18 protein-coding genes are annotated in these 20,122 nt (G+C 60.0%); 14 read left to right on the top strand and 4 right to left on the bottom strand.

Features of this window, described 5'->3' with window-relative positions; genetic code table 11:
• Nucleotides 1–152: 152 nt before the first annotated feature.
• From QQJ96_RS22795 to QQJ96_RS22770, 6 genes are all read left to right on the top strand, one after another.
• Nucleotides 153–704 carry a peroxiredoxin gene (locus QQJ96_RS22795; protein WP_284334339.1) on the top strand — a complete coding sequence of 184 codons (552 nt, stop codon included), beginning with the start codon at nt 153–155 and terminating at the stop codon, nt 702–704.
• The gene (locus QQJ96_RS22790) at nt 704–1,234 is read left to right on the top strand and encodes a hypothetical protein (RefSeq protein ID WP_284334338.1); all 531 of its coding nucleotides are present in this window, start codon (nt 704–706) and stop codon (nt 1,232–1,234) included. The genes QQJ96_RS22795 and QQJ96_RS22790 overlap by 1 nt, the downstream gene beginning before the upstream one ends.
• Before the next feature lie 82 nt (nt 1,235–1,316).
• Nucleotides 1,317–2,069: a DUF2884 family protein gene (locus tag QQJ96_RS22785; protein WP_284334337.1), complete on the top strand. Its 753-nt coding sequence runs from the start codon at nt 1,317–1,319 to the stop codon at nt 2,067–2,069.
• Nucleotides 2,070–2,187: 118 nt separating this feature from the next.
• Nucleotides 2,188–2,625 (top strand): DUF2383 domain-containing protein, encoded by a 438-nt coding sequence (locus QQJ96_RS22780; RefSeq protein ID WP_284334336.1) that lies wholly within the window; start codon nt 2,188–2,190, stop codon nt 2,623–2,625.
• Between the two features lie 3 nt (nt 2,626–2,628).
• Nucleotides 2,629–3,213, top strand: coding sequence for a DUF924 family protein (locus QQJ96_RS22775; RefSeq protein WP_284334335.1), 585 nt, complete (start codon nt 2,629–2,631; stop codon nt 3,211–3,213).
• Nucleotides 3,214–3,257: 44 nt separating this feature from the next.
• Nucleotides 3,258–3,572 (top strand): hypothetical protein, encoded by a 315-nt coding sequence (locus QQJ96_RS22770; protein WP_284334334.1) that lies wholly within the window; start codon nt 3,258–3,260, stop codon nt 3,570–3,572.
• 69 nt (nt 3,573–3,641) lie between these two features.
• Here QQJ96_RS22770 and QQJ96_RS22765 read toward each other — a convergent pair whose 3' ends face one another.
• Together QQJ96_RS22765 and QQJ96_RS22760 are read right to left on the bottom strand one after the other, a co-directional pair.
• Nucleotides 3,642–4,655 carry a 2-dehydropantoate 2-reductase gene (locus tag QQJ96_RS22765; RefSeq protein ID WP_284334333.1) on the bottom strand — a complete coding sequence of 338 codons (1,014 nt, stop codon included), beginning with the start codon at nt 4,653–4,655 and terminating at the stop codon, nt 3,642–3,644.
• A complete protein-coding gene (locus QQJ96_RS22760; RefSeq protein ID WP_284334332.1) occupies nt 4,652–6,307 on the bottom strand; it encodes an FAD-binding dehydrogenase in 1,656 nt (551 codons plus the stop codon). The genes QQJ96_RS22765 and QQJ96_RS22760 overlap by 4 nt, the downstream gene beginning before the upstream one ends.
• Before the next feature lie 206 nt (nt 6,308–6,513).
• Between QQJ96_RS22760 and QQJ96_RS22755 the strand changes: the two genes are divergently transcribed.
• The gene (locus QQJ96_RS22755; RefSeq protein WP_284334331.1) at nt 6,514–7,317 is read left to right on the top strand and encodes a DUF2884 family protein; all 804 of its coding nucleotides are present in this window, start codon (nt 6,514–6,516) and stop codon (nt 7,315–7,317) included.
• A gap of 143 nt (nt 7,318–7,460) precedes the next feature.
• Here the strand turns inward: QQJ96_RS22755 and QQJ96_RS22750 are convergent, their stop codons facing one another.
• Entirely contained in the window at nt 7,461–8,519 is a 1,059-nt protein-coding gene (locus QQJ96_RS22750) for a glycoside hydrolase family 18 protein (RefSeq protein WP_284334330.1), read from the bottom strand.
• A gap of 229 nt (nt 8,520–8,748) precedes the next feature.
• Here QQJ96_RS22750 and QQJ96_RS22745 point away from each other — a divergent pair, with 229 nt between their 5' ends.
• The 7 genes from QQJ96_RS22745 (at nt 8,749) to QQJ96_RS22715 (ending at nt 19,132) form a co-directional block, all read left to right on the top strand.
• Nucleotides 8,749–9,585, top strand: a complete 837-nt coding sequence (locus QQJ96_RS22745; protein ID WP_284334329.1) for a mechanosensitive ion channel family protein — start codon at nt 8,749–8,751, stop codon at nt 9,583–9,585.
• Nucleotides 9,586–9,729: 144 nt separating this feature from the next.
• A complete protein-coding gene (aceF, locus tag QQJ96_RS22740) occupies nt 9,730–11,106 on the top strand; it encodes a dihydrolipoyllysine-residue acetyltransferase (protein ID WP_284334328.1) in 1,377 nt (458 codons plus the stop codon).
• 19 nt (nt 11,107–11,125) lie between these two features.
• Nucleotides 11,126–12,916: a dihydrolipoyl dehydrogenase gene (gene lpdA, locus QQJ96_RS22735; RefSeq protein ID WP_284334327.1), complete on the top strand. Its 1,791-nt coding sequence runs from the start codon at nt 11,126–11,128 to the stop codon at nt 12,914–12,916.
• Between the two features lie 726 nt (nt 12,917–13,642).
• A complete protein-coding gene (locus tag QQJ96_RS22730) occupies nt 13,643–14,911 on the top strand; it encodes an HlyD family secretion protein (protein WP_284334326.1) in 1,269 nt (422 codons plus the stop codon).
• Nucleotides 14,911–17,106, top strand: a complete 2,196-nt coding sequence (locus QQJ96_RS22725) for a peptidase domain-containing ABC transporter (protein ID WP_404649198.1) — start codon at nt 14,911–14,913, stop codon at nt 17,104–17,106. The genes QQJ96_RS22730 and QQJ96_RS22725 overlap by 1 nt, the downstream gene beginning before the upstream one ends.
• A gap of 45 nt (nt 17,107–17,151) precedes the next feature.
• Nucleotides 17,152–17,781 (top strand): hypothetical protein, encoded by a 630-nt coding sequence (locus QQJ96_RS22720; protein WP_284334325.1) that lies wholly within the window; start codon nt 17,152–17,154, stop codon nt 17,779–17,781.
• A gap of 58 nt (nt 17,782–17,839) precedes the next feature.
• Nucleotides 17,840–19,132, top strand: coding sequence for a retropepsin-like aspartic protease (locus tag QQJ96_RS22715; protein WP_284334324.1), 1,293 nt, complete (start codon nt 17,840–17,842; stop codon nt 19,130–19,132).
• 288 nt (nt 19,133–19,420) lie between these two features.
• On the opposite strand, the gene QQJ96_RS22710 is transcribed toward QQJ96_RS22715, so the two are convergent.
• Nucleotides 19,421–20,095 (bottom strand): hypothetical protein, encoded by a 675-nt coding sequence (locus tag QQJ96_RS22710; protein WP_284334323.1) that lies wholly within the window; start codon nt 20,093–20,095, stop codon nt 19,421–19,423.
• Nucleotides 20,096–20,122: the final 27 nt, after the last annotated feature.

The raw sequence follows: 20,122 nt of genomic DNA, 5'->3' as shown, positions 1-20,122 counted from the left end.
CGTGCCCCGCGGCTTGAACAGACGGCCAGTCTGCCCTGTGCCGCGCGGCACGGCCTGCGGGCCTTCTGGACGTCATGCCGGGCACGTAGGAATAGACCAGAGGCTCCTTGCCCACGCGTATACTCAGTCCTTCTTAGGTTTTGGAGCGCTTTATGCGTCGTTGGTTGACCCTGGTTGCGACGATCTGTCTGCTAGGCCTGTCGGCGCTCCCTGCGCTTGCCGGCACCGGTCCGCAAGGCAATCCGCAAGTCGGGCAGGTGACGCCGGCGTTCCGCTTGCAGGACCAGAACGGCCATTGGCGCAGTCCTGCCGATTACCACGGGCATTGGCTGGTGGTGTATTTCTACCCGAAGGATTTCACGCCCGGCTGCACCACCGAGGTCTGCACGTTCCGCGACGAGGTCGTCAAGCTGCGCCAGGCCGGCGCCGACGTCCTGGGGGTAAGCCTGGACGACGTGAAATCGCACGCCGAATTTGCTGCGAAATATCACGTCCCGTTTCCACTGTTGTCCGACGCCAGCCGTCAGGTCGCCATCAAATACGGTGTACTCACTTCGGCCGTCGGTTTTCATTTCGCCAAGCGCACGACCTTCCTGATCGATCCCAACGGCAAGATCGCCAAGATCTACCGTGACGTCGATCCGAAGGAAAATGCCGCGCAGGTGCTGGGCGATCTCGCTACCTTGAAGAAGGCCACGGCCTGATGTTGATCTCCCGTTTCGAATCGGACCTGCGCAGAAAGAAGTCCAGCTTTGCATGGTGGCGCATGCTCACCTGGATCATGTTGCTGGTAGCTGGTTTTCTTGGCTCGCAGTACCTTCGCCATGCCCAGCAGGTATGGACGGCGCTGCAGAACCTGCCGGCCGGCGACGCAAGCCATGCGGCGGAACTTCGCTACATGCTGGACTGGGATATCGGCTATCTCGTGGCCGCCTTCGTGGTAATCGTTGCCACGGCTGGATGCATCCTGCGCCAGTCGTGGGCTCGCTCGGTGTTGCGTGTGGTTGCGCTGGTGCTGGGCGTTTGGCTCGCCTATCGGGGCGTATTGCTGTGGCACCAGTGGAACGCGCTGGAACAAGTGGGCGATGCCGCCGTCCAGCAGCAGCTGGATGGGTTCAAGCGTCCGCTGTTGCTTGCGATGGGGCTGCAAGCGTTCGCGGTGCCCGCCCTGTTGTGGCTTGCGTGGCAGTTGGGGCAGCCCGCCGTGCGTCTGCAATTCCGGCCGCGATCGTAGGGTCCTTCCGGCCCCTGATTCAGCCCCAGTTATCCTGCAGCGCCTTATCGCTATCGGGCCTCGCTCGATAGAGACCCTTTCCATGCACTTCAATCGCCTGCTCGCTGCCGGAATGTTTGCGCTTGCCGCGGGCGGCCTGCATGCGCAAGACCTGTCCCAGGTGTGCCATGCCAGCAGCAGCTATGACCTGACCCTGCAGCAGGGCCAACTGGTCTTTGATCGCGCCCAGCCCGCGCCGATGCGTGTGGTAATCGCCTCGGGCACGTTGCGTACGGATGGACAAGTCGTGCCGCTCAACACTGAGGACCAGGACCGCCTTAGCCTGTTTCAGCGCGAACTGCTCGCCCTGGTGCCACGGGTGAAAGCCGTCATCAACCATGGTGTGGACGTGGCGGTGCAGGCGATGCAGCAGGAAGCGGATGGCCTGAATCTCGATGCGCAGACTCGAACCGAGCTGCAGCGCCGCCTGGCAGCTCATGCCGCTGACCTGCACCAGCGCGTCGCTGCCAGCCAGAGTACGCACGACTGGCATGGCGATACCGCCGACCAATACGCCAACCAGGTGGCCAGCGACATCGCCCCGTTGATTGCCTCGGCGCTGGGGCAGCAGGCGCTCAACGCGGCCATGAGCGGCGATTTGCAGCAGGCCGCCGCGCTGCGCGATCAGGCCGCCGATCTCACCACCGGATTCCAGTCCCGCCTGCAGCAGCGGCTGCAGGTGTTGCGGCCGGAAATCCAGGCCCTTTGCCCCAGCCTGCAGCGCTTGGCCGAGCTCCAGGACGGCCTGCGCGCGAGTCATGGACGTCCGCTTAACTTGCTTGAGATGGGGCGGTAATACGCGCTGAAACGCCAGCTGAGCGAAGCCTTGCCATGACGGCCGGATTTATCCGCCGCTAAGTGCTTGTCCTGCAACATGGCGGCGGCTTCAGATCCAGGCAGACGGAGGCGAACCGGTGTCGCTGGCGATCCAACATCTATGCAATAGCCTGATCCGGCGCAGCATCGAGCTGCGCGCGCTGTATCGCCATGCCTCCACCCAGGTAGGCGAGCCTGGTTTACGCACCGTGCTGGGTGAAGAGGCGCAATCCCTGAGCCTGGTGATCGCAGCCCTGCAGGAACAGATCCGCAGTCACGAAGGTACCCCCGCAACCCGCCGCCGCATACTCGGTGCGGTGCGTTACCGCTTTGACGCCCTGATGCCACGCAGCGACGACGCCTGGATTCGCCTGCTGGCGCGCAACGAGCAAAGCCTGCTGCGCTTGTTCGAGCGGGTGATCGCGCGGATGGGAGCCGGCGAAGCGGAAATGAAGGCGGAGCTGCATCGCCAGCTGCCGCGCCTGCATTCGATCGATCTGGACATGCACAGCCTGGCCAAGGCTGCCGGACACTAAGTTGTGCCGACTCCACCGAACGAGGCGCTGGCGGTACTCGCCTTCTGGTTCGATTCGTCTCACCACGAACATTGGTTTGCGGTCGATCCCGCGTTCGATACGGCGATCCGCACAAGCTTTGCCGACACATGGCGGCTGGCGACGGAAGGCCGGCTTGAGCATTGGGCCGATACGCCACAGGGTTGGCTGGCGCTATTGATCGTGCTGGACCAGTTTTCGCGCAATCTTTATCGCCGCGATAGGCGTGCATGGACGCAAGATCTTCAGGCACAGCGATTGGCGTTGTGGGGAATCGAGGAAGGTTTTGACCTCTGCTTGCCACCCCTGCAGCGCGTCTTCGCCTACCTGCCGCTAGAACATGCCGAAGACATCGGACTTCAGCAGCGATGCGTCGCCTTGTTCGAAGCCCTGTGCCGGGATCTCTCGCCCGAACAGCGTCATTCCTACACCGGCTACCTCGACTATGCTCAACGTCACGCGGCGGTGATCGAGCGTTTCGGACGTTTTCCTCATCGCAATGCGTTGCTTGGCCGAACGAGCAGCCCGCAAGAGCAGGCTTATCTTGCCGAAGCTGGCGCCGGTTTCTGACCATCGATCACAGCCTAGGGTGGGTACACGACAGGGAGTCGATCATGCGCCGCTGTTTTTTGCTTGCCTTGTTGATCGTCAGCTCAAGTGCCCAGGCCTTGCAAAGCATTCGCGTGGGCAGCCAGCTGCTGGTAGTGGGCGACAGCGCCGCTCACGTCATGGAATTATTGGGAAAGCCTTCGCTACGGGCCAAGGGGCATGCCGGCAAGGCGAGGCAGCGCAAAGGAGCTGTCAGATTCTCACGCCGGGAAGACGACTGGAAAACGGGCGAGCGATGGCAATACCGACGGGACGGCCATACCACCACCTTCTTCATCGTCGAGGGCAAGATCGCGCATATCGAGGACGTGGCGCGTTAGCCACGTAGGCAGGGATGACAATCCCAGCATCAAGGATGGTGGAAACATAGCTGGGATTGGCATCCCAGCCTACGCATCGCGCAGGGCCTTCAGCAGCGCCTGGGCTTCCCATCGCACTTGCGATTGCTCGGCTTCACGAATCAGCGCCACGATACGCGCATTCGCTGGCGCACGCCGTCCTTTCGACTTCGCCAGCGCGACGATCTCGCCATTGATATAGTCCACCTCGGTGCGGCGGCCTGCCTGCAGGTCGTCCCACATCGAGGAACGCGCCAGCGGATCGATCGCCAGCATGCGTGTGGCGACACGCTGAAAGAGCCGATCCGGCAGCGACAGCACCCTAGGCAGCCAGCGCGTGGGCAGGGCGGTAAGCTGGGCGGGCCGGATGCCGGCGGCTTCCAGCACCTGCAAGCCTTCCTGCTGCAGCAACGCCAAACTTTGCCGCCAGGCGCGCTGGGCCAGTTCTTCGCGCAACGGCAAGCCGCTTAACGCATTCAACGGGTTGTTGAGATTGATCAGCAATTTGGCCCACAGCACTGCCTGCATGTCGTTGCGCTGCTGCAGCGAGAGACCGCCGGCGGCGAACGCGCAAAGCAATGACGGCGAAAGTGCTGCCGAGCGCTCCACCATCAGTGAGCCGGAGGACCCTTGGTGAAAGTGCGCCGGTTCCGGCTGCGTCACGTTGAACGGGATCATGCCGGTCAGTACCCGGCAACCAGGCAACGCCGCGCGCAAGTCTGCGGTGTTGCGTACGCCGTTCTGAAAACTGATTACCAACGTACCAGGGGCGAGCACCTCGGCCAGCTCGTGCGCCGCCTCCATGGTTGCCGACGATTTCACGGTGACTAGCACGGCGTCGGCATCTTGCGCAGCAGCTGGCTGGGTGGCGACATCGAGCGCTGCCGCTGGTGTGTGTCGACGACGTCCGTCGAGGTCGCTGACGGTCAGCCCGTGTTCCTTCAAGCTCGCTGCAACGTGCGGACGCGCGATCAGGCGAATCCGCGCATGCGCATGTAAGCGGCCGCCGAGGTAATTGCCGACCATGCCGGCGCCGTAGATAGCAATACGCGGCGCACTCTTCATGCGACGGCGGCAGCAGCAGCGCGTCCGGCTATGCGACCGGAGAACAGGCAGCCGCCGAGGAAGCTGCCCTCCAGCGCACGATAGCCATGCAAGCCACCGCCACCGAAGCCGGCGGCTTCGCCCACGGCATAAAGGCCACGCAACGGCTGGCCGTCATGACCGAGTGCGCGCGCGTCGAGGTCGGTTTCCAGGCCGCCCAGGGTTTTGCGTGTAAGCACATGCAAGCGCACCGCAATCAGCGGACCGTTGGCCGGATCGAGCAAGCGGTGCGGCTTGGCCACGCGTACCAGGCGATCGCCGCGATAGCGGCGCGCGTTATGAATGGCCATGACCTGGCTGTCCTTGGCGAACGCATTGTCAAACTGCAGGTCGCGTGCCTGAATCTGTTCGCGCAGATGCGCGATGTCCAATAGCTGGCTTCCCGCCAGTGCATTCATGCCGACAACCAGATCATCCAGGTTGTCGCGTACGATGAAGTCGCGGCCATGTCGCTTGAAGGCTTCCACCGGTGCGGGTGCTTGCTTACCGACTGCACGCTTGGCGACCTGCCGCCAGCTTTTGCCGGTGAGGTCGGGGTTTTGCTCGGAACCGGACAAGGCGAATTCGCGCCGGATGATTTGCTGATCGAGAATGAACCAGCTGTAGTCGAAGCCGGTGCGGCGGAGATGTTCCAGTGTGCCCATGGTGTCGAAACCGGGCCACAAAGGACCGGGCAAACGATTGCCGCGCGCGTCGAACCACAATGCGGAAGGACCTGGCAGAATGCGTATCGCATGCATCGGCCAGATCGGGTCCCAGTTCTCGATGCCTTCCACGTAGTGCCACATGCGATCTCGGTTGATCAGCCGCGCACCCGTTGCTTCGCTAATACCCAGCATGCGTCCATCGACGTGCGCGGGCACGCCACACAGCATGTGCGATGGTGGCGGTCCCAGGCGTTCCGGCCAGTTCTTGCGGACCAGTTCGTGATTTCCGCCAATGCCGCCTGAAGCGATGATCACCGCCTGCGCGCGAAATTCGAAATCACCGGCCAGTTCGCGCGAACTTGGTTTACCACGCTCGATCTTGTCATCCGCGAGCCGCGCACCGTGCACACCGACCACCGTGCTGTTTTCCACGACCAGTCCATCGACGCGGTGGCGGAATGCAAAACTCAGTCGACCTGCCGCCTGCGCTTCACGCACGCGCTGCACGAACGGCTCAAGCACGCCGGGCCCGGTACCCCAGGTCACATGAAAGCGCGGCACGGAATTGCCATGGCCGATCGCGCCGTAACCGCCGCGTTCGGCCCAGCCCACCACCGGGAACCAGCGCATGCCCATGCCGTGCAGCCATGCGCGTTTCTCGCCTGCCGCGAAATCGACATACGCCTCGGCCCACTTGCGCGGCCAGTGGTCCTCGGGACGATCGAACGCGGCGGTGCCCATCCAGTCCGCGAGCGCCAGTGCCCGCGAATCACGCACGCCCATCCGGCGCTGTTCCGGCGAATCCACGAAGAACAGTCCACCGAACGACCAGAACGCTTGCCCGCCCAGGCTCTGTTCCGGCTCCTGCTCCACAATCACCACACGCCGGCCGGCGTCGGTCAATTCCGTGGCCGCGACCAGTCCGGAGAGGCCAGCGCCGACCACGATGACATCGGTGGATTGCATAGACATGCCCCTGATTCGCCACCCAAGGCACCAACTTATCGTGCGCCTGGGCGTTTGCCTATGTGCGCTGCGCCAATTGCATGACCGATGGCAGGGAATGACCTGCGGCCCATGCCTTGAGCCGGCCTGGCGTTAAACCCTAGACACATCGGCATGCATCCAAGCGTGCAGCCGCCGCTTCGGTTGGCTTCCTGGGAGGGACACTCATGCGCCGCCACATGCTTTCGTTGGTCACCCTGTTTGCACTCGCCACAGCCGGTGGCGTACAGGCTGGGGATATCCATGGCCATCACCTGACATGCTCCTATAACAGCGATTACGACATGCAGGTACAGCCACAAGGCATCGCGTTCGCACGCAGCGACGGCCATCCAGGCGATGTCTTCATGCATGACGGCAAGCTGCGCGTGGATGGCCGGAACGTAACGGTGTCCGACGAGGATGCCGCGCGCTTGCGCGAATACGAACGCGAGGTGCGCGATTTGCTGCCGGCTGTTGCCGGTATCGCCCGCGATGGCGTGGATATCGGCTACTCCGCCTTGGCCACGGTGGTTGCCACCTTGTCCGAAAACGGCGACGAACGCACGCGGCTGCTGCATGACTTGCGCGATCGCCATGGCGAAGCCATGCACCACATCGATGGCACGCTTGGACAGGGCCGGTGGAAAGCCGGCGACGGCAGTGATCTTTTTGGCAATGAGCTGCAAGATACCGTCGCCGACACGGTTGGCGACATCACACGAGACGTGCTCAAGGACGCACTCAGCGGCGATGCGGGCAGGCTTGCTTCGCTCCAGGCGCGCACCGAATCACTGGATAGCACAATCGACAAAGCGGTTGATGCGCCCGCCGAGAAACTGGGCCAGCGCGCCGAAGCGCTTTGTCCTCGCCTAAGCCATTTGCAGCAGTTGCAGCAGCAATTCCAGTTCCGTCTGCCCAATGGCGAGCGCCTGCAACTGATCGATACGAACATGGAGCGTCCCGACAAGGCGAGTTACGCCCAACGCTAGTACCTTGAGCTAGCGGACATCCCCACCGTGCTCCCCGCACGGGACAGTCACGCGCCCGGCTCCCCACCGGGCTTTTTTTGTCGAGCGGGGTAACTGGTGAGGCATGCCACAGAGGAAAATGCACGTCCTTGTGCGTGGGAATTTCAACGCCCGAGATCCTTCAAGAACTCATTGGTGTACTGCAGCGGAGTGGATCCGCTGACCCCATTGCACGAATTGGACAGCCCTTTCTTGCTCGAACAGGGCGTATCCCGGTCCAGCGACCAGTAATGCACACCGGCCAGGCCATTGGTGGAGGCATAACTGACAATGACATCGACGTCGCCTACGGTGGTGACCTCGCCGGAGGTGTTGTTCTGGCCGATCATCGGCGTGATCTCGATGTGCGCGGCCGGTATGCCGTAAGTGTGTTCCAGGTTCTGCACGGCCTGGATCGCCGAATGGCCCATCTCGCAAGCGCCATTCACCAGCACGCAATTGGCTGTGCTTGCCTTGCCGTAGTCCATGGCCATCAGGTTGATGGTGTAGTTGGTGATGGCGGGGTTGGCGGCTTGGATCGCCTGCACGACTTGCTGGCCCAGCGTGTTGACGCCCGCATGACTGCCGTCCGAAGCCGCCAGCGTGGCAAGCGTGAACGAAAAGCGCAGGCTGGGATACTGCGACTGCACGGCCGCCGCATCGGCCACCAACTGCTGAATTTCGGCCTGGGTCTGGGTGCTTTCGATATCGAAATCCACGCCAGCCATTTGCGGCGTGTAGTACGTGGCGATGAAGCTCGCGAAGGTGCTGGGCGTGGCGCAAGTAAATACGCCGCCGGCGCCACCGGTGGAGATCACGTAGTTCAAGCCCGCGCTGGAGAGCGCGGGGATATTGGCCGAAGCGAAGGCCGAGGCGGAAAGACCCGCCCAGCTTTCGCTACCGCAGCTGCCGGTCGCGAAAGACAAGCTGACAGCGCCGAGTTTCGGTTCCTGGGTGCTGAAGAAACTGCCAGGACCGACCAGTGGAAGTGAAGCGCCGGAAGCGGCCGTCTGCAGCGTGTCGGCGTTCCAGTTCATGTCCACGGTGATGTCTTTGTACGGACTGAACAACAGCGAGCTTGGTGCGGCCGCCGCATCGGCCGAACAGGCTATGGTCAGCAATACGGTACAAGAAAGGGCAGCAAGAACGCGGCGCGCAAGGCGCTGCTTTTGATTCGCAAGCATGTCGATGATCTCCGGTAGCTGAAAGGTCGGCGTGTTGCGCGCACCAACAAATCCCGCTCCGGCAGTGCATTGCCGCCGGCATCGTTTGAACAAAAGAACTGCCCAGTACCCCAGCCCAAGCGTTGGTGGGCGTTCGCTATATCGCCTCTGCCGCCAGGCTTGTCGAGCTGCGATGCACAAGCCGCAGGCGGCTGCTAGGCTTGGCGGCCGGCTTGCCAGGAACTGCCCCATGTTCGGACGGCTCTTGAGCGTTTCCCGCGACGATCTGCTTGCCTTCTTTACCGTGCATGGGCCTGCCTTGCTTGGCGCCTTGCTGGTGCTGCTGATCGGCCACTGGTTTGCCAGGCGCTTGGCGAATTTCCTGCAGCGGGCAATGAACCGGGCCGCGATCGACCCGACCCTCAGCGGCTTTCTGCGTAATCTCTTGTATGGCGTGCTGATCGCGGTGCTGATCGTGATTGCCTTGCAAACGGCCGGCGTGCCCAGTGCGCCGCTGCTGGCCGCGCTCGGCGCAGGCGGCCTCGCGATCGGCTTGGCTCTGCAGGGTTCGCTGAGCAACCTGGCCTGGGGCGTGCTGCTGATCGTGTTCCGCCCCTTCAGGGCGGGCGACTATATCCAGGCCGGCGGCGCCGAGGGCACGGTGGAAGGCATCAACCTGATGCATACCCAGCTCATACTGGCGGACAACCGGGAGGCAGTCGTGCCCAACGCCAAGATCGGTGCCGATGCCATCATCAACTTCAGCCGACGCGGCTCACGGCGCTTCGAATTGCGTGTGGGCATCGGCTACCACGAGGACATCGGCAAGGCGTTGGCAGTTGTGCGGCAGCTGCTCGAAGCCGATCCGCGCATCCTGAAAAGCCCGCCCCCCACCGCCTGGACCGATAGCCTGTCCGACAGCGCCGTGCATCTGCTGCTGCGTGCCCATACCAGCACTGACGATTTCTGGCCGGCCCAGACGGATTTGTTGCGCGCGGTGAAGGAAAGCTTCGAGGCCGAAGGCATCCGCATTCCCTTTCCGCAACGCGAGATCCATATCGTTGCCGGCCAGGTTCCTATTAAATAGGACAAATGCGCCGCATACGTATGCGAATGGCTGCTTAGGGCGTATTTGGCATGTCCTTAAACGGATGCCGGTTGCTATGATGGACGTCTTGCGGCCGCCTCAGCCTTCCCCAAGCGCGGCCGCCTTCGTTCCGCAGGAGAAATCATGGCCGACCTCAAAGAAGCCCGCGTCCCAGATATCGGGGGTCACAGCGATGTGCCCGTGATCGAGGTAATGATCAAGCCCGGTGACACGGTAGAGAAAGATCAAAGCCTCATCACCCTGGAGTCGGACAAGGCGACGATGGAAGTGCCCGCGCCCTTCGCCGGTGTGGTCAAGGAAGTGAAACTGAAGGTGGGCGACGAGGTGTCCGAAGGCGCCCTGATCGCCATGATCGAAGCCAGCGGCGCCGCGGCGCCTGCCCCGGCGGCCAAGGCGGAAGAGCCCGCCGCGAAAGCTCCCGCTCCCGCGCCTGCTCCGGCACCCGCTCCGGCAGCTGCGCCGCAGGTGAAAGAAGAGCCGGCCCCGATCGGCGGTCGCAGCGTCCTGCCGGGCAACGCGCCCGAGGGCGATGTGGCGCCGCAAGCCCGTCCGCCGTTCGACGCCAAGCTGGTCATGCCGGGCGATGCCCCCTACGCCACGCCGGCGATCCGCTCTTTCGCGCGTGAATTGGGCGTGGACATCCGCCAGGTGAAGGGCAGTGGCCGTAGCGGCCGCATCGTGCGTGAAGATATCGCCGCGTACGTCAAACATGCACTGGCTTCCGGTGCGCGTCCGGTCGAGGGCGGCACAGTGGCCGCCGGCGGTGGGCTCAACCTGCTGCCGTGGCCGAAGGTGGACTTCGCCAAGTTCGGCGAAGTGGAAGAGAAGCCGCTTACCCGCATCCAGAAGATTTCCGGCGCCAACCTGGCGCGCAACTGGGCGATGATTCCGCACGTCACCCAGCACGAAGACGCCGACATCACCGAGCTGGAAGCCTTCCGCAAGAAGCTCGGCGATGAGAACAAGGATCTGAAGATCACCCCCCTGGTGTTCCAGATCAAGGCGGTGGTCGCGGCACTGAAGAAATTTCCGCAGTTCAATGCTTCCCTGGACACAAGCGGCGAGAAGCTGATCCTCAAGAAGTACTTCCACATCGGCATCGCGGTGGATACGCCCGATGGCCTGGTGGTGCCGGTGATTCGCGACTGCGACAAGAAGGGCCTGCTGGACCTGGCGACCGAACTGGGCGAGATCTCCAAGAAGGCGCGCGACAAGAAGCTTGGCCCGAACGACATGTCCGGTGGCTGCTTCTCGATTTCCTCGCTCGGCGGCATCGGCGGCACGGCGTTCACGCCGATCGTCAATGCGCCGGAAGTGGCGATCCTGGGCGTGTCCAAGGCGCAGACCAAGCCGGTCTGGAACGGCAAGGAATTCGCGCCGCGCCTGATTCTTCCCTTGTCGCTGAGCTACGACCACCGCGTGATCGATGGAGCGGTGGCCGCGCGCTTCGCGTCCTTCCTCGCCACCCAGCTCGGCGACATCCGCCGGTTGCTGCTCTGACGCAGGGAGACTATTGATCATGGCCAATACGATCGAACTGAAGGTTCCCGACATCGGCGGACACGAAAACGTGCCGGTGATCGAGGTGATGGTGAAAGCCGGCGACAGCGTGGCGAAGGAACAAAGCCTCATCACGCTTGAGTCCGACAAGGCGACGATGGAGATTCCCGCCGCGGCTTCGGGCGTCATCAAGGAGATGAAGCTGAAAGTCGGTGACGAGGTGTCCGAAGGCGCCGTGATCGCCATTCTGGAAGTGGCTGGTGCCGAAGCGGAAGCTCCAAAGGCTGCCGCGCCTGCGCCAGCTCCTGCCGCTCCCGCGCCTGCCCCGGCACCTGCGACGCCTGCAAAAGCCGCTGCGCCAGCACCGCAAGCCGCCGGCGCCACCGGCCGCAAGGCGGACATCGAATGCAAGTTGGTCGTGCTCGGCTCCGGCCCCGGCGGCTACACCGCTGCGTTCCGTGCCGCCGACCTGGGTGTCGACACCGTGCTGGTGGAACGCTATGCCTCGCTTGGCGGCGTCTGCCTCAACGTAGGCTGCATTCCTTCCAAGGCACTGCTACATGCCGCCGCGGTAATCGATGAAGCCGAAGCCATGGCTGCCCATGGTGTGAGCTTCGGCAAGCCCAAGCTCGACCTCGACAAGCTGCGCAGCTTCAAGAACAAGGTGGTGGGCCAGCTCACCGGCGGCCTGGCCGGCATGGCCAAGCAACGCAAGGTGCGTGTGGTCCAAGGCGTCGGCACGTTCGTCTCGCCGAACGAAATGGAAATCGACACCGCCGAAGGCAAGAAACTGTTGCGCTTCGAATACGCCATCATCGCCGCCGGCTCGCAAGCGGTGCGTCTGCCTGCGTTCCCGTGGGATGACGAACGCATCATGGATTCCACCGGCGCACTGGAGCTGAAAGATGTTCCGGCCAAGCTGCTCGTCGTCGGCGGCGGCATCATCGGCCTGGAAATGGCTACCGTGTACTGCGCACTCGGCAGCGAAGTGACCGTGGTCGAATTCATGGACCAGATCATTCCCGGCTCCGACGCCGACTTGATCAAGCCACTTGCTAAACGCTTGAACGGCAAGCTCAAAGGCGTGCACCTCAAAACCAAGGTGGTGGAAGCGAAGGCCACCAAGAAGGGCATCGAGGTCAGCTATGAAGGCGAAAGCATTCCGGCGACCAGCGTGTTCGACCGCGTGCTGGTGTCGGTGGGCCGTTCCGCCAACGGCAACAAGATCGGCGCGGACAAGGCCGGCGTGGCAGTGACCGAGCGCGGCTTCATCAACGTCGATACGCAGATGCGCACCAACGTTGCACACATCTTCGCCATCGGTGACCTGGTTGGTCAGCCGATGCTGGCGCACAAGGCCACACACGAAGCGAAGGTGGCGGCCGAAGTAGTTGCCGGCATGAAGAGCCACTTCGATGCACGTGTGATTCCTTCGGTGGCCTACACCGATCCGGAAATCGCCTGGGTCGGCGTCACCGAGCGCGAAGCGAAGGAAAAAGGCCTGAAGATCGGCGTGGGTAAATTCCCATGGGCGGCCAGCGGCCGCGCCATCGGCATCGACCGCACCGAAGGCTTCACCAAGCTGCTGTTCGACGAGGAAACCCACCGCGTGGTCGGTGGCGCCATCGTCGGCCCGCATGCCGGCGATCTGATCTCGGAAATAGCACTGGCGATCGAGATGGGCGCGGAGGCGGCCGATATCGGCCTCACCATCCATCCGCATCCGACCTTGAGCGAATCGGTAGGAATGGCGGCCGAAGCCTACGAAGGCACCATTACCGATTTGTATATGCCAAAGAAGAAGTCGTAGCGGACTAAAGCCATTGCAAGACAGTAGAAAAGAAGCGCTTGCCTCTTCGTCTGATCTCGCTGTGGCGTCTCGATAAACGACGCGTGGTTCCTTTGGTGGCCTATACCGATCTGGAAATTACGCGGTGACAAAAAGGCTCGGATTTTCCGGGCCTTTTTGTTTGGGGATATTTCGTAAATCCCCCATCTCCTTCCATGAGAGTAGAAGTGGTTTCGCGGCGATCATGCCCGCCAATGTGGCATTTCACCGTGCTCTGATGTGGCTTTGAAAAGCTCGCTCGCCTTTGCGGGAGAAGGCGGCTGGTGCAACCCACCGCTTCGCTCGATCTCACCGGGAATCCCCTTGGACGCAATTTGCGATTTTGCGCTTCCGCCAGAATCCATGAGGCTGACCATGCACGTCACGATGCCCATTTTGTGGGGTTTCCCCGACTCGCTGTAAGTCATCTGGGGGCGTATGCGCACCGCAAGATCAGCGTGCGCCTACGGTATTCGGATATTCGATTTGTTACCTTTCATATCCGGCCTAACGAGCGTGTTCGTTAGCCTGGTCGCTTGGACGGCCATTGCACACGGTGTGTGCGGCGTATTTACGATGGCTCGTATTACGCGATAAAGGCAGGGATTGCGCGCTTCATCATGCAGAACTCCATGCGTCTTGCTACGCATCGGAGTCCTGTTGCCTGTCATTGCTGAATGATCACTATGAAACGCGACGGGGGGCATCATGGATACGCAATTGTTTCGGAAGGACGCGCTGGAGGCACAAGCCACATCCTGGCTAGGTGGTGTGCATTTAAGTACACCCGTTTCGTACAAGATGTGGGCGATGAGCGCTGTTCTGTTCACGGTGAGCGTCGTTTCCTGGCTTGTTTCCGGCCATTACACGCGACGTGTTCATGTCACCGGCAGCCTGGTGCCGCGAGCAGGGCTTATTGATGTCGTGGCGCGCTCATCGGGCATCGTTGCGCGGGTACATGTCAAGGAGGGGCAGGCGATTCGCGTGGGCGACGTCCTCCTGGTGATCTCAGGGGAACATATCAGCGAGGCGGTTGGCGAAACCAATGCAGCAGTCAGCAGGCAACTTTTAGCTGAAAAACAGAGCCTTCAAACGGATATTGGCGATACCCAAGCCATTTCCGATGCTCAGGCTTCGTCGCTGCGAATACAGCAAGCAACGCTGCAGGGAGAGCTTGGAGTACTGGTGCATCAGATAGCGACTGCACAGGCGAAGGCGTCTTCCTATCTTGACGTGCTGGATCGAATGCGGCCGCTGGAAGCTAAAGGATATGTGTCGAGACTCCAGATTCAGCAAGAAGAGAGTCAGGCACTGGAGGCACGGTCGGAGGTGGATGCGCTGATTCGCCAGAAATACGAAACAACGCAGCAGCTGAACTCAAGCTTCGATCAGCTCGCAAAGCTTCCCCTCGACACCCATGCCAAGCTCAATGAATTGCGAAGAAAATTCGCACAAGCCGAACTCCAGCTCGCCCAAAACGAAGCGGACCGCTCGATCGAAGTTCGCGCAACGCAAGCCGGAATGGTGTCGTCGCTAACGGTCAAGCAGGGCCAGGCGGTCTCTGCGGGGCAATCCATGCTTGCGGTGGTGCCTGATGGATCTCAGCTTGAGGCGCAGCTTCTCGTTCCAAGCGCGGCCATTGGATTTATCACGCCGGGCACGAAAGTGGCATTGCACTACCAGGCCTTTCCCTATCAGAAATTTGGCGTTCAGCACGGGACGGTGCGGCAACTGTCGGCAAGTGCCCTGAAGCCGAATGAAGTGACTGTGCTGATGGGGCGCGCTCCACCAAGCGAGGCGATGTACCACGTCGACGTCGAACTCGCTTCCCAGACTGTTGACGCCTATGGGCTCGCCCAACCGCTCAAGTCGAACATGGCCCTCGACGCCGATCTGCTGCTCGAAAGGAGAAGAGTCATCGAATGGCTATTGGAGCCCTTATACGGCATCAGGCGAAGAAGTGAAGGGGCTTCCTGATGAACTGCAAAGATGGCGGCACACTCGCCGATTCATCCTCCTGGCGGCTTCACTTTGGACGTTCGCGACGACTGCCCCTGATACGCCAGGGTGAAGCGGCGGAATGCGGACTTGCCTGCCTGGCCATGCTTGCCGGCTATCACGGCTATCACATAGGTCTTACTGCGCTGAGGCGGCAGTTCTCACTTTCACTCAAAGGCATGGACATGGCACGTCTCATTGAGATGGCCGAGTCCCTGCAGCTCGCCGGTCGCCCCCTGCAACTGGAGCTTGATGAGCTAAATAAGCTGCGGGCTCCGTGCATTTTGCATTGGGATTTGGACCATTTCGTTGTTCTTCGGAACATTACGAAGACCTACCTGGTCATTCACGACCCGGCCATGGGTATACGTAAGCTGCCGCTTGCCCGGGTCGGCAAGCATTTCACCGGGATTGCCCTGGAGTTGAGCAAAGGCCCCGCCTTTCAGCGCAAGAGGCCTAGTCCGCCGATTTCCATACGAAAGCTTGCCGGAGAGATCCATGGATTGGGTCGCAGTCTGGCCCAGATCTTTGCGTTGGCGCTTGTGCTTGAGGTGGCCGCCCTGCTTTCGCCCCAGTTTCTGCAACTTGTCGTTGATCAGGTGCTCGCAGACGGCGACAAGGATTTTCTCGGGTTGCTCGGCATAAGTTTCATACTTTTGCTGTTGATACAGATCGGGGTGTCAGCATTGAGGAGCTGGGTGGTGATGTGGATCGGCACCCACTTCAATTTGAGCTGGACGGGGAATGTCTTCCAGCATCTCATGCGCCTTCCGCAAGACTATTTCATCAAACGGCATCTAGGTGACGTTGTATCGCGCTTTGGCTCGGTAGCGGCCATCCAGCAAACGCTCACAACGCAATTTGTAGCCGTCATGCTCGACGGCTTGATGGCCGGCGTTACGCTTGCCATGTTATTCATCTACAGCCCGCCATTGGCCCTCATAACCTTGGTGGCGGTAGTCATTTACGCGTTGCTGCGTGTCTTGTACTTCAGTGTATATCGCGAGGCGAACCTGAGTCAGATTGTTGTTGCAGCAAAGCAGCAGAGCTGTTTCATGGAAGCGGTTCGAGGTATTCAGACTATCCGCCTTTTCAACCAAGGAGCCAAGCAGACTTCACGTTACTTGAACGCCACCAGCGACAGCTTGAACACGTCCATTGCCGTCCAGCGACTTGGTCTCCTGTTCGGCTCCTTGAATGGACTGACGGGAGGCCTGCAGCGCATCGTCGTGCTATGGCTTGGCGCTTCGCTTGCACTCAAAGGGCAGCTGACTGCAGGCATGCTCATGGCATTCGTGGCCTATGCCGATCAGTTTGCTGGACGGGCCGCGAATCTAGTTGATTATGTCATTCAATTTCGAATGCTAGGCCTTCAAGGCGAGCGCCTGGCCGATATCGTCCTGACACCGCCGGAGCCATTTGCCGAAGGTACTTATGTAGGGCCAACGCCAGAGGCATCCATCCGCTTTGACAATGTGAGTTTTCGTTACGCGGACGGCGAGCCTTGGGTGTTCGACCACTGCTCGTTTGAAATAAGAAGAGGCGAATCCGTCGCCATTGTCGGTCCGTCCGGTTGCGGTAAGAGCACGTTGTTGCGCCTGCTTTTGGGTTTGCTCGACCCACAATCGGGCACGATCAGTGTGGGTGGTATCGATCTCAGAAATTTGGGCAAGAAGGCTTATCGGCGAATGATAAGCAGCGTGATGCAGGACGATCAGCTCTTTGCCGGTTCCATCGCCGACAACATTAGCTTCTTCGATGAAGGTGCAACACCTGAGCGCATTGAGAAGGCGGCGCTAATCGCTCATCTTCATCAGGACATTATTGAAATGCCCATGGGCTATCACAGCCTGGTTGGAGATATGGGGTCGTCGCTTTCAGGTGGCCAAAAACAAAGGCTATCGATCGCGCGGGCGCTATATCGCGACGCAAGCATCCTGGTGTTGGACGAAGCAACCAGTCATCTGGATTTGGATTGCGAAGCCCGCATCTGTGCCGAACTCAAGCAATTGAATCTTACACGTGTCGTTGTGGCGCACAGGCCAGAAACGATAGCTGGAGCCGACCGCATTTTGGTCGTTTGCGGTCAGACAGTAAGGGACGCGTCGTCGCATTACACCGAAAGGCCGCCAGTCGATTTTCATCACGGAAAAGAGGAGGAAGGCGCCGATTAAAAAAGGTTGCAAGGCAGACGTATTTGAATGAAGAGGAGTATTTAAATGCGAGTACTAGACAAGAAAGAAACACAAAAAGTCGCGGGGGGTCAGCGCAAGACGCCTACAGACACGGGGAGTGGTGGTGGCGTCACTCGGCTTCCCAATACTAACGTTCCGGGATGGTATTGGGGTGGCACGCTGGTGCCTGGTGAAGTCGTAACGCATGATTACCATCAGCCTGGAATAGGCGGACAGATCAGCGGTGGTGGCGGAGGGGGAGGGGGGCATCCCGACCCTGACTTTTCCAATCTCATGTGTCCTTCGAAAGGTCCGGATGGGTCGATTTATATCCCTGGGATGGCTGCTGGGCTTGAACTCCACGGGCATAACAACGGCAACGGTACCGATACGATCACTGCCACCCTGAACGCACAGGTGCCAAATGGGGCTGTCGATCTTCAGATTAGTTTGCTTCACAACCAAAAGGACAATACGACTGTTCCTACGCTTAAGGGATCCTTCTCTATGAATGGTTTCACGGCCGCGGTTTCGGCTACGGAGTCTTCGGTTAACGGTAGCGGGCAGTGGGTCTTTGGTAACAACAATGAATTTGTCCTTGGTTTAGCTATAAAGGACATGGGTGGCAAAGACCCGCAGGGCATGCTGACCATTAGCTACAAGGGAGGGCTGTAGCAGGAATGACGTCTGGATGGCTGGCCTGGCCATCCAGACGATCCTGTAGGCGATTGCGATGAAAATGCCAAATAAGATAATTTTGCTTCTCTTATGTGTGCTGAGCTTTGCTCCAGCAGCGAGTACTCGTAAAGCTTCCATTAGGGATAAGGAAGGGCTTTTCGAGGCCATGAGTGTCGGTGATCAGGAGAAGGTGGAGAACCTTCGTGCGACTGGCTCACCCCCATTGCGAGTTGTGGCAGAAGCCGTGGCTCCTCGCATGCGATTTGATCTGGATAAATCAGACAAAAAGGTTGCGGATTGTTTGAGATACGCGGAAGTCGACAATAGGGCTCCTACGGTAGCCTTTATTTGTCATGCTTTGAAAGCTGGGAATAGCTTTCTACGAGGTGATATCAGTGCATGGGCGGTGCAACTGAAAGAGCTTAGGAAGGATAGTGAAGCCAATGGTTTGGATGGGTTGCTAGATGCTATCAATGACGTGCCTGATTATACGCAGTGGACAAAAATAGCTGTTCACGATCATTTGAGTATTGGAGCAAGGCCGATATTGATAAGCTTCAAACATACGGCCAAGCATGAAAATTTTACCGCTGACGGTGGGATTTTTTTTGATGCAAGGGTCAACGGCCGTGCGATTCTTTTGGGGTTTGATACAGGTGCAATAATATCGTTGTTAGATAAGGGTGACGCCAACAAGGCCGGCATGGAACTCACGAGAAATTGGCTCCAGGACGGTGGTTTACAAATAACAGCTGGGCGTTTTTCCTTAGGAACCGCCAGAGACATGAGCTTTGGAGATGTTGTCCTCAAGAATTGGCCTGTATCGGTGGGTGACCGCGCTGGTCTCGGTGTGCTTGGACTGGAAGCCATTTCCAGGATGGGGCCGTTGCTTCTCAGCTATGATGGCGTGCATCTGCTCAGCGAGATTCAATCAACCGCTTTGGCGTGTCAGCGCGACATTGATGTGTCATCTGGGCTGACCGGCTTGCCGGCCAGATTGCGATTCCCAGTGATCATCGATGGCACGGCGCAATTTGCTGTACTAGATACCGGTCAGACGGCTGCATTGGCCAAAGTGGACGGCACGGACGCAGAAATGACAAATACGACAACTATGTCAGTACAACGGGCTGGGGGATTGTCCATTGAAGAGACTGTTGGCCAAAGATCGGTATCGCTGATTGCCGGCCCCGTTCATACCACGATGGTTATGACCATCTACAAAGACTATAAATCCGATTACAGCTACGCCCTTGGTGCTGACTTCCTGAAATATGCCGATATCTTTCTCGACTTTAGCTCGCGCAAGGCCTGCATCTTGCCGAAGAATACAAAGTTGGTGCAGTAACGCAGGCCTCAGCTGGTCAGCAGCTCAGGTCCGGATGCGAACCCTGAGGTATCAACATTTTTTTACGGCCCTTCCCCCGAACGTCTGCACTAAGTTGATCCAGCCTCAAAGCGAGCCGTCATTCCGGCCTTCGCCGGAATGACGAGCAAAAGCGTCGGCGCTGACCAAAAAACTTGGGACACCTTGGGATATGAATGCTGGCATGCGAAATTCGCAAGCTGGGATTGTCATCCCAGCCTACTTGTAGCGGTATGCGTCGACACGAGGTTGGGGCGCCATGCCCTTCGTTCAAACGGAGTCTGGCTTGGCCGCCAGCGCATCGTCCAGCCGCTTTTCAAGCGTCTTCAGACCGTTCACAGCCTGCTGCTGCAGGGCCGTCATCTGGCTGACCGTGTGCAGGAATTCGCGAGGTTGCACTTCCCCGGTTTGCAGATCGGCGACCATGTCGGCCAGATGCATGCCGCTCGTCAGCAGGGTCGTGTTTTCGGCCATGGCGGTGAGGGCGTCACGTTGACTGGCATAGGCGGCGGAATAGCGCTGCATCCGCGCGGCTTCGATCCAGCTGGCCGATTGGTTTGCCACTGCGACGTCCCAGGCCTCATGACGCAGCGAAGGGAAATTCATGCGCAGATCGAAGTGGTCACCAGCCTGGGCCAGGATATGCTGCTTGACCACGTCGTCCGGCAGGTGCGACTTGAGGTCCTGGACCACGCTCGCGCGGATCTTGTCTAGTAGCTGCAACTGCTCGGTATCCTGCTGAAGACTTCCCTGCACCTCCGCCAGATTGGTGCGGATCTCGGCTTCGATCTGTCGACTGCCGATCTCGGCCGCGTGGGTGTGATGGGCGTGTTCAATCCACGCCTCCAACCCCAGCGCGGTGAGGATACTGAGCACGATCATCAGGTAATGCTTCAGAAAATCGCCGAGGGTCTTCAGCGGCTTCTCGGGAAGTTCCAGGTGCATGGGTGCGACTCCAGGTAGAGGGTCGCC

Source organism: Dyella flagellata, from assembly GCF_030160275.1.
In the GTDB taxonomy this organism is placed as follows: domain Bacteria; phylum Pseudomonadota; class Gammaproteobacteria; order Xanthomonadales; family Rhodanobacteraceae; genus Dyella_B; species Dyella_B flagellata.
This window is presented reverse-complemented; position numbering and strand designations above follow the sequence as displayed.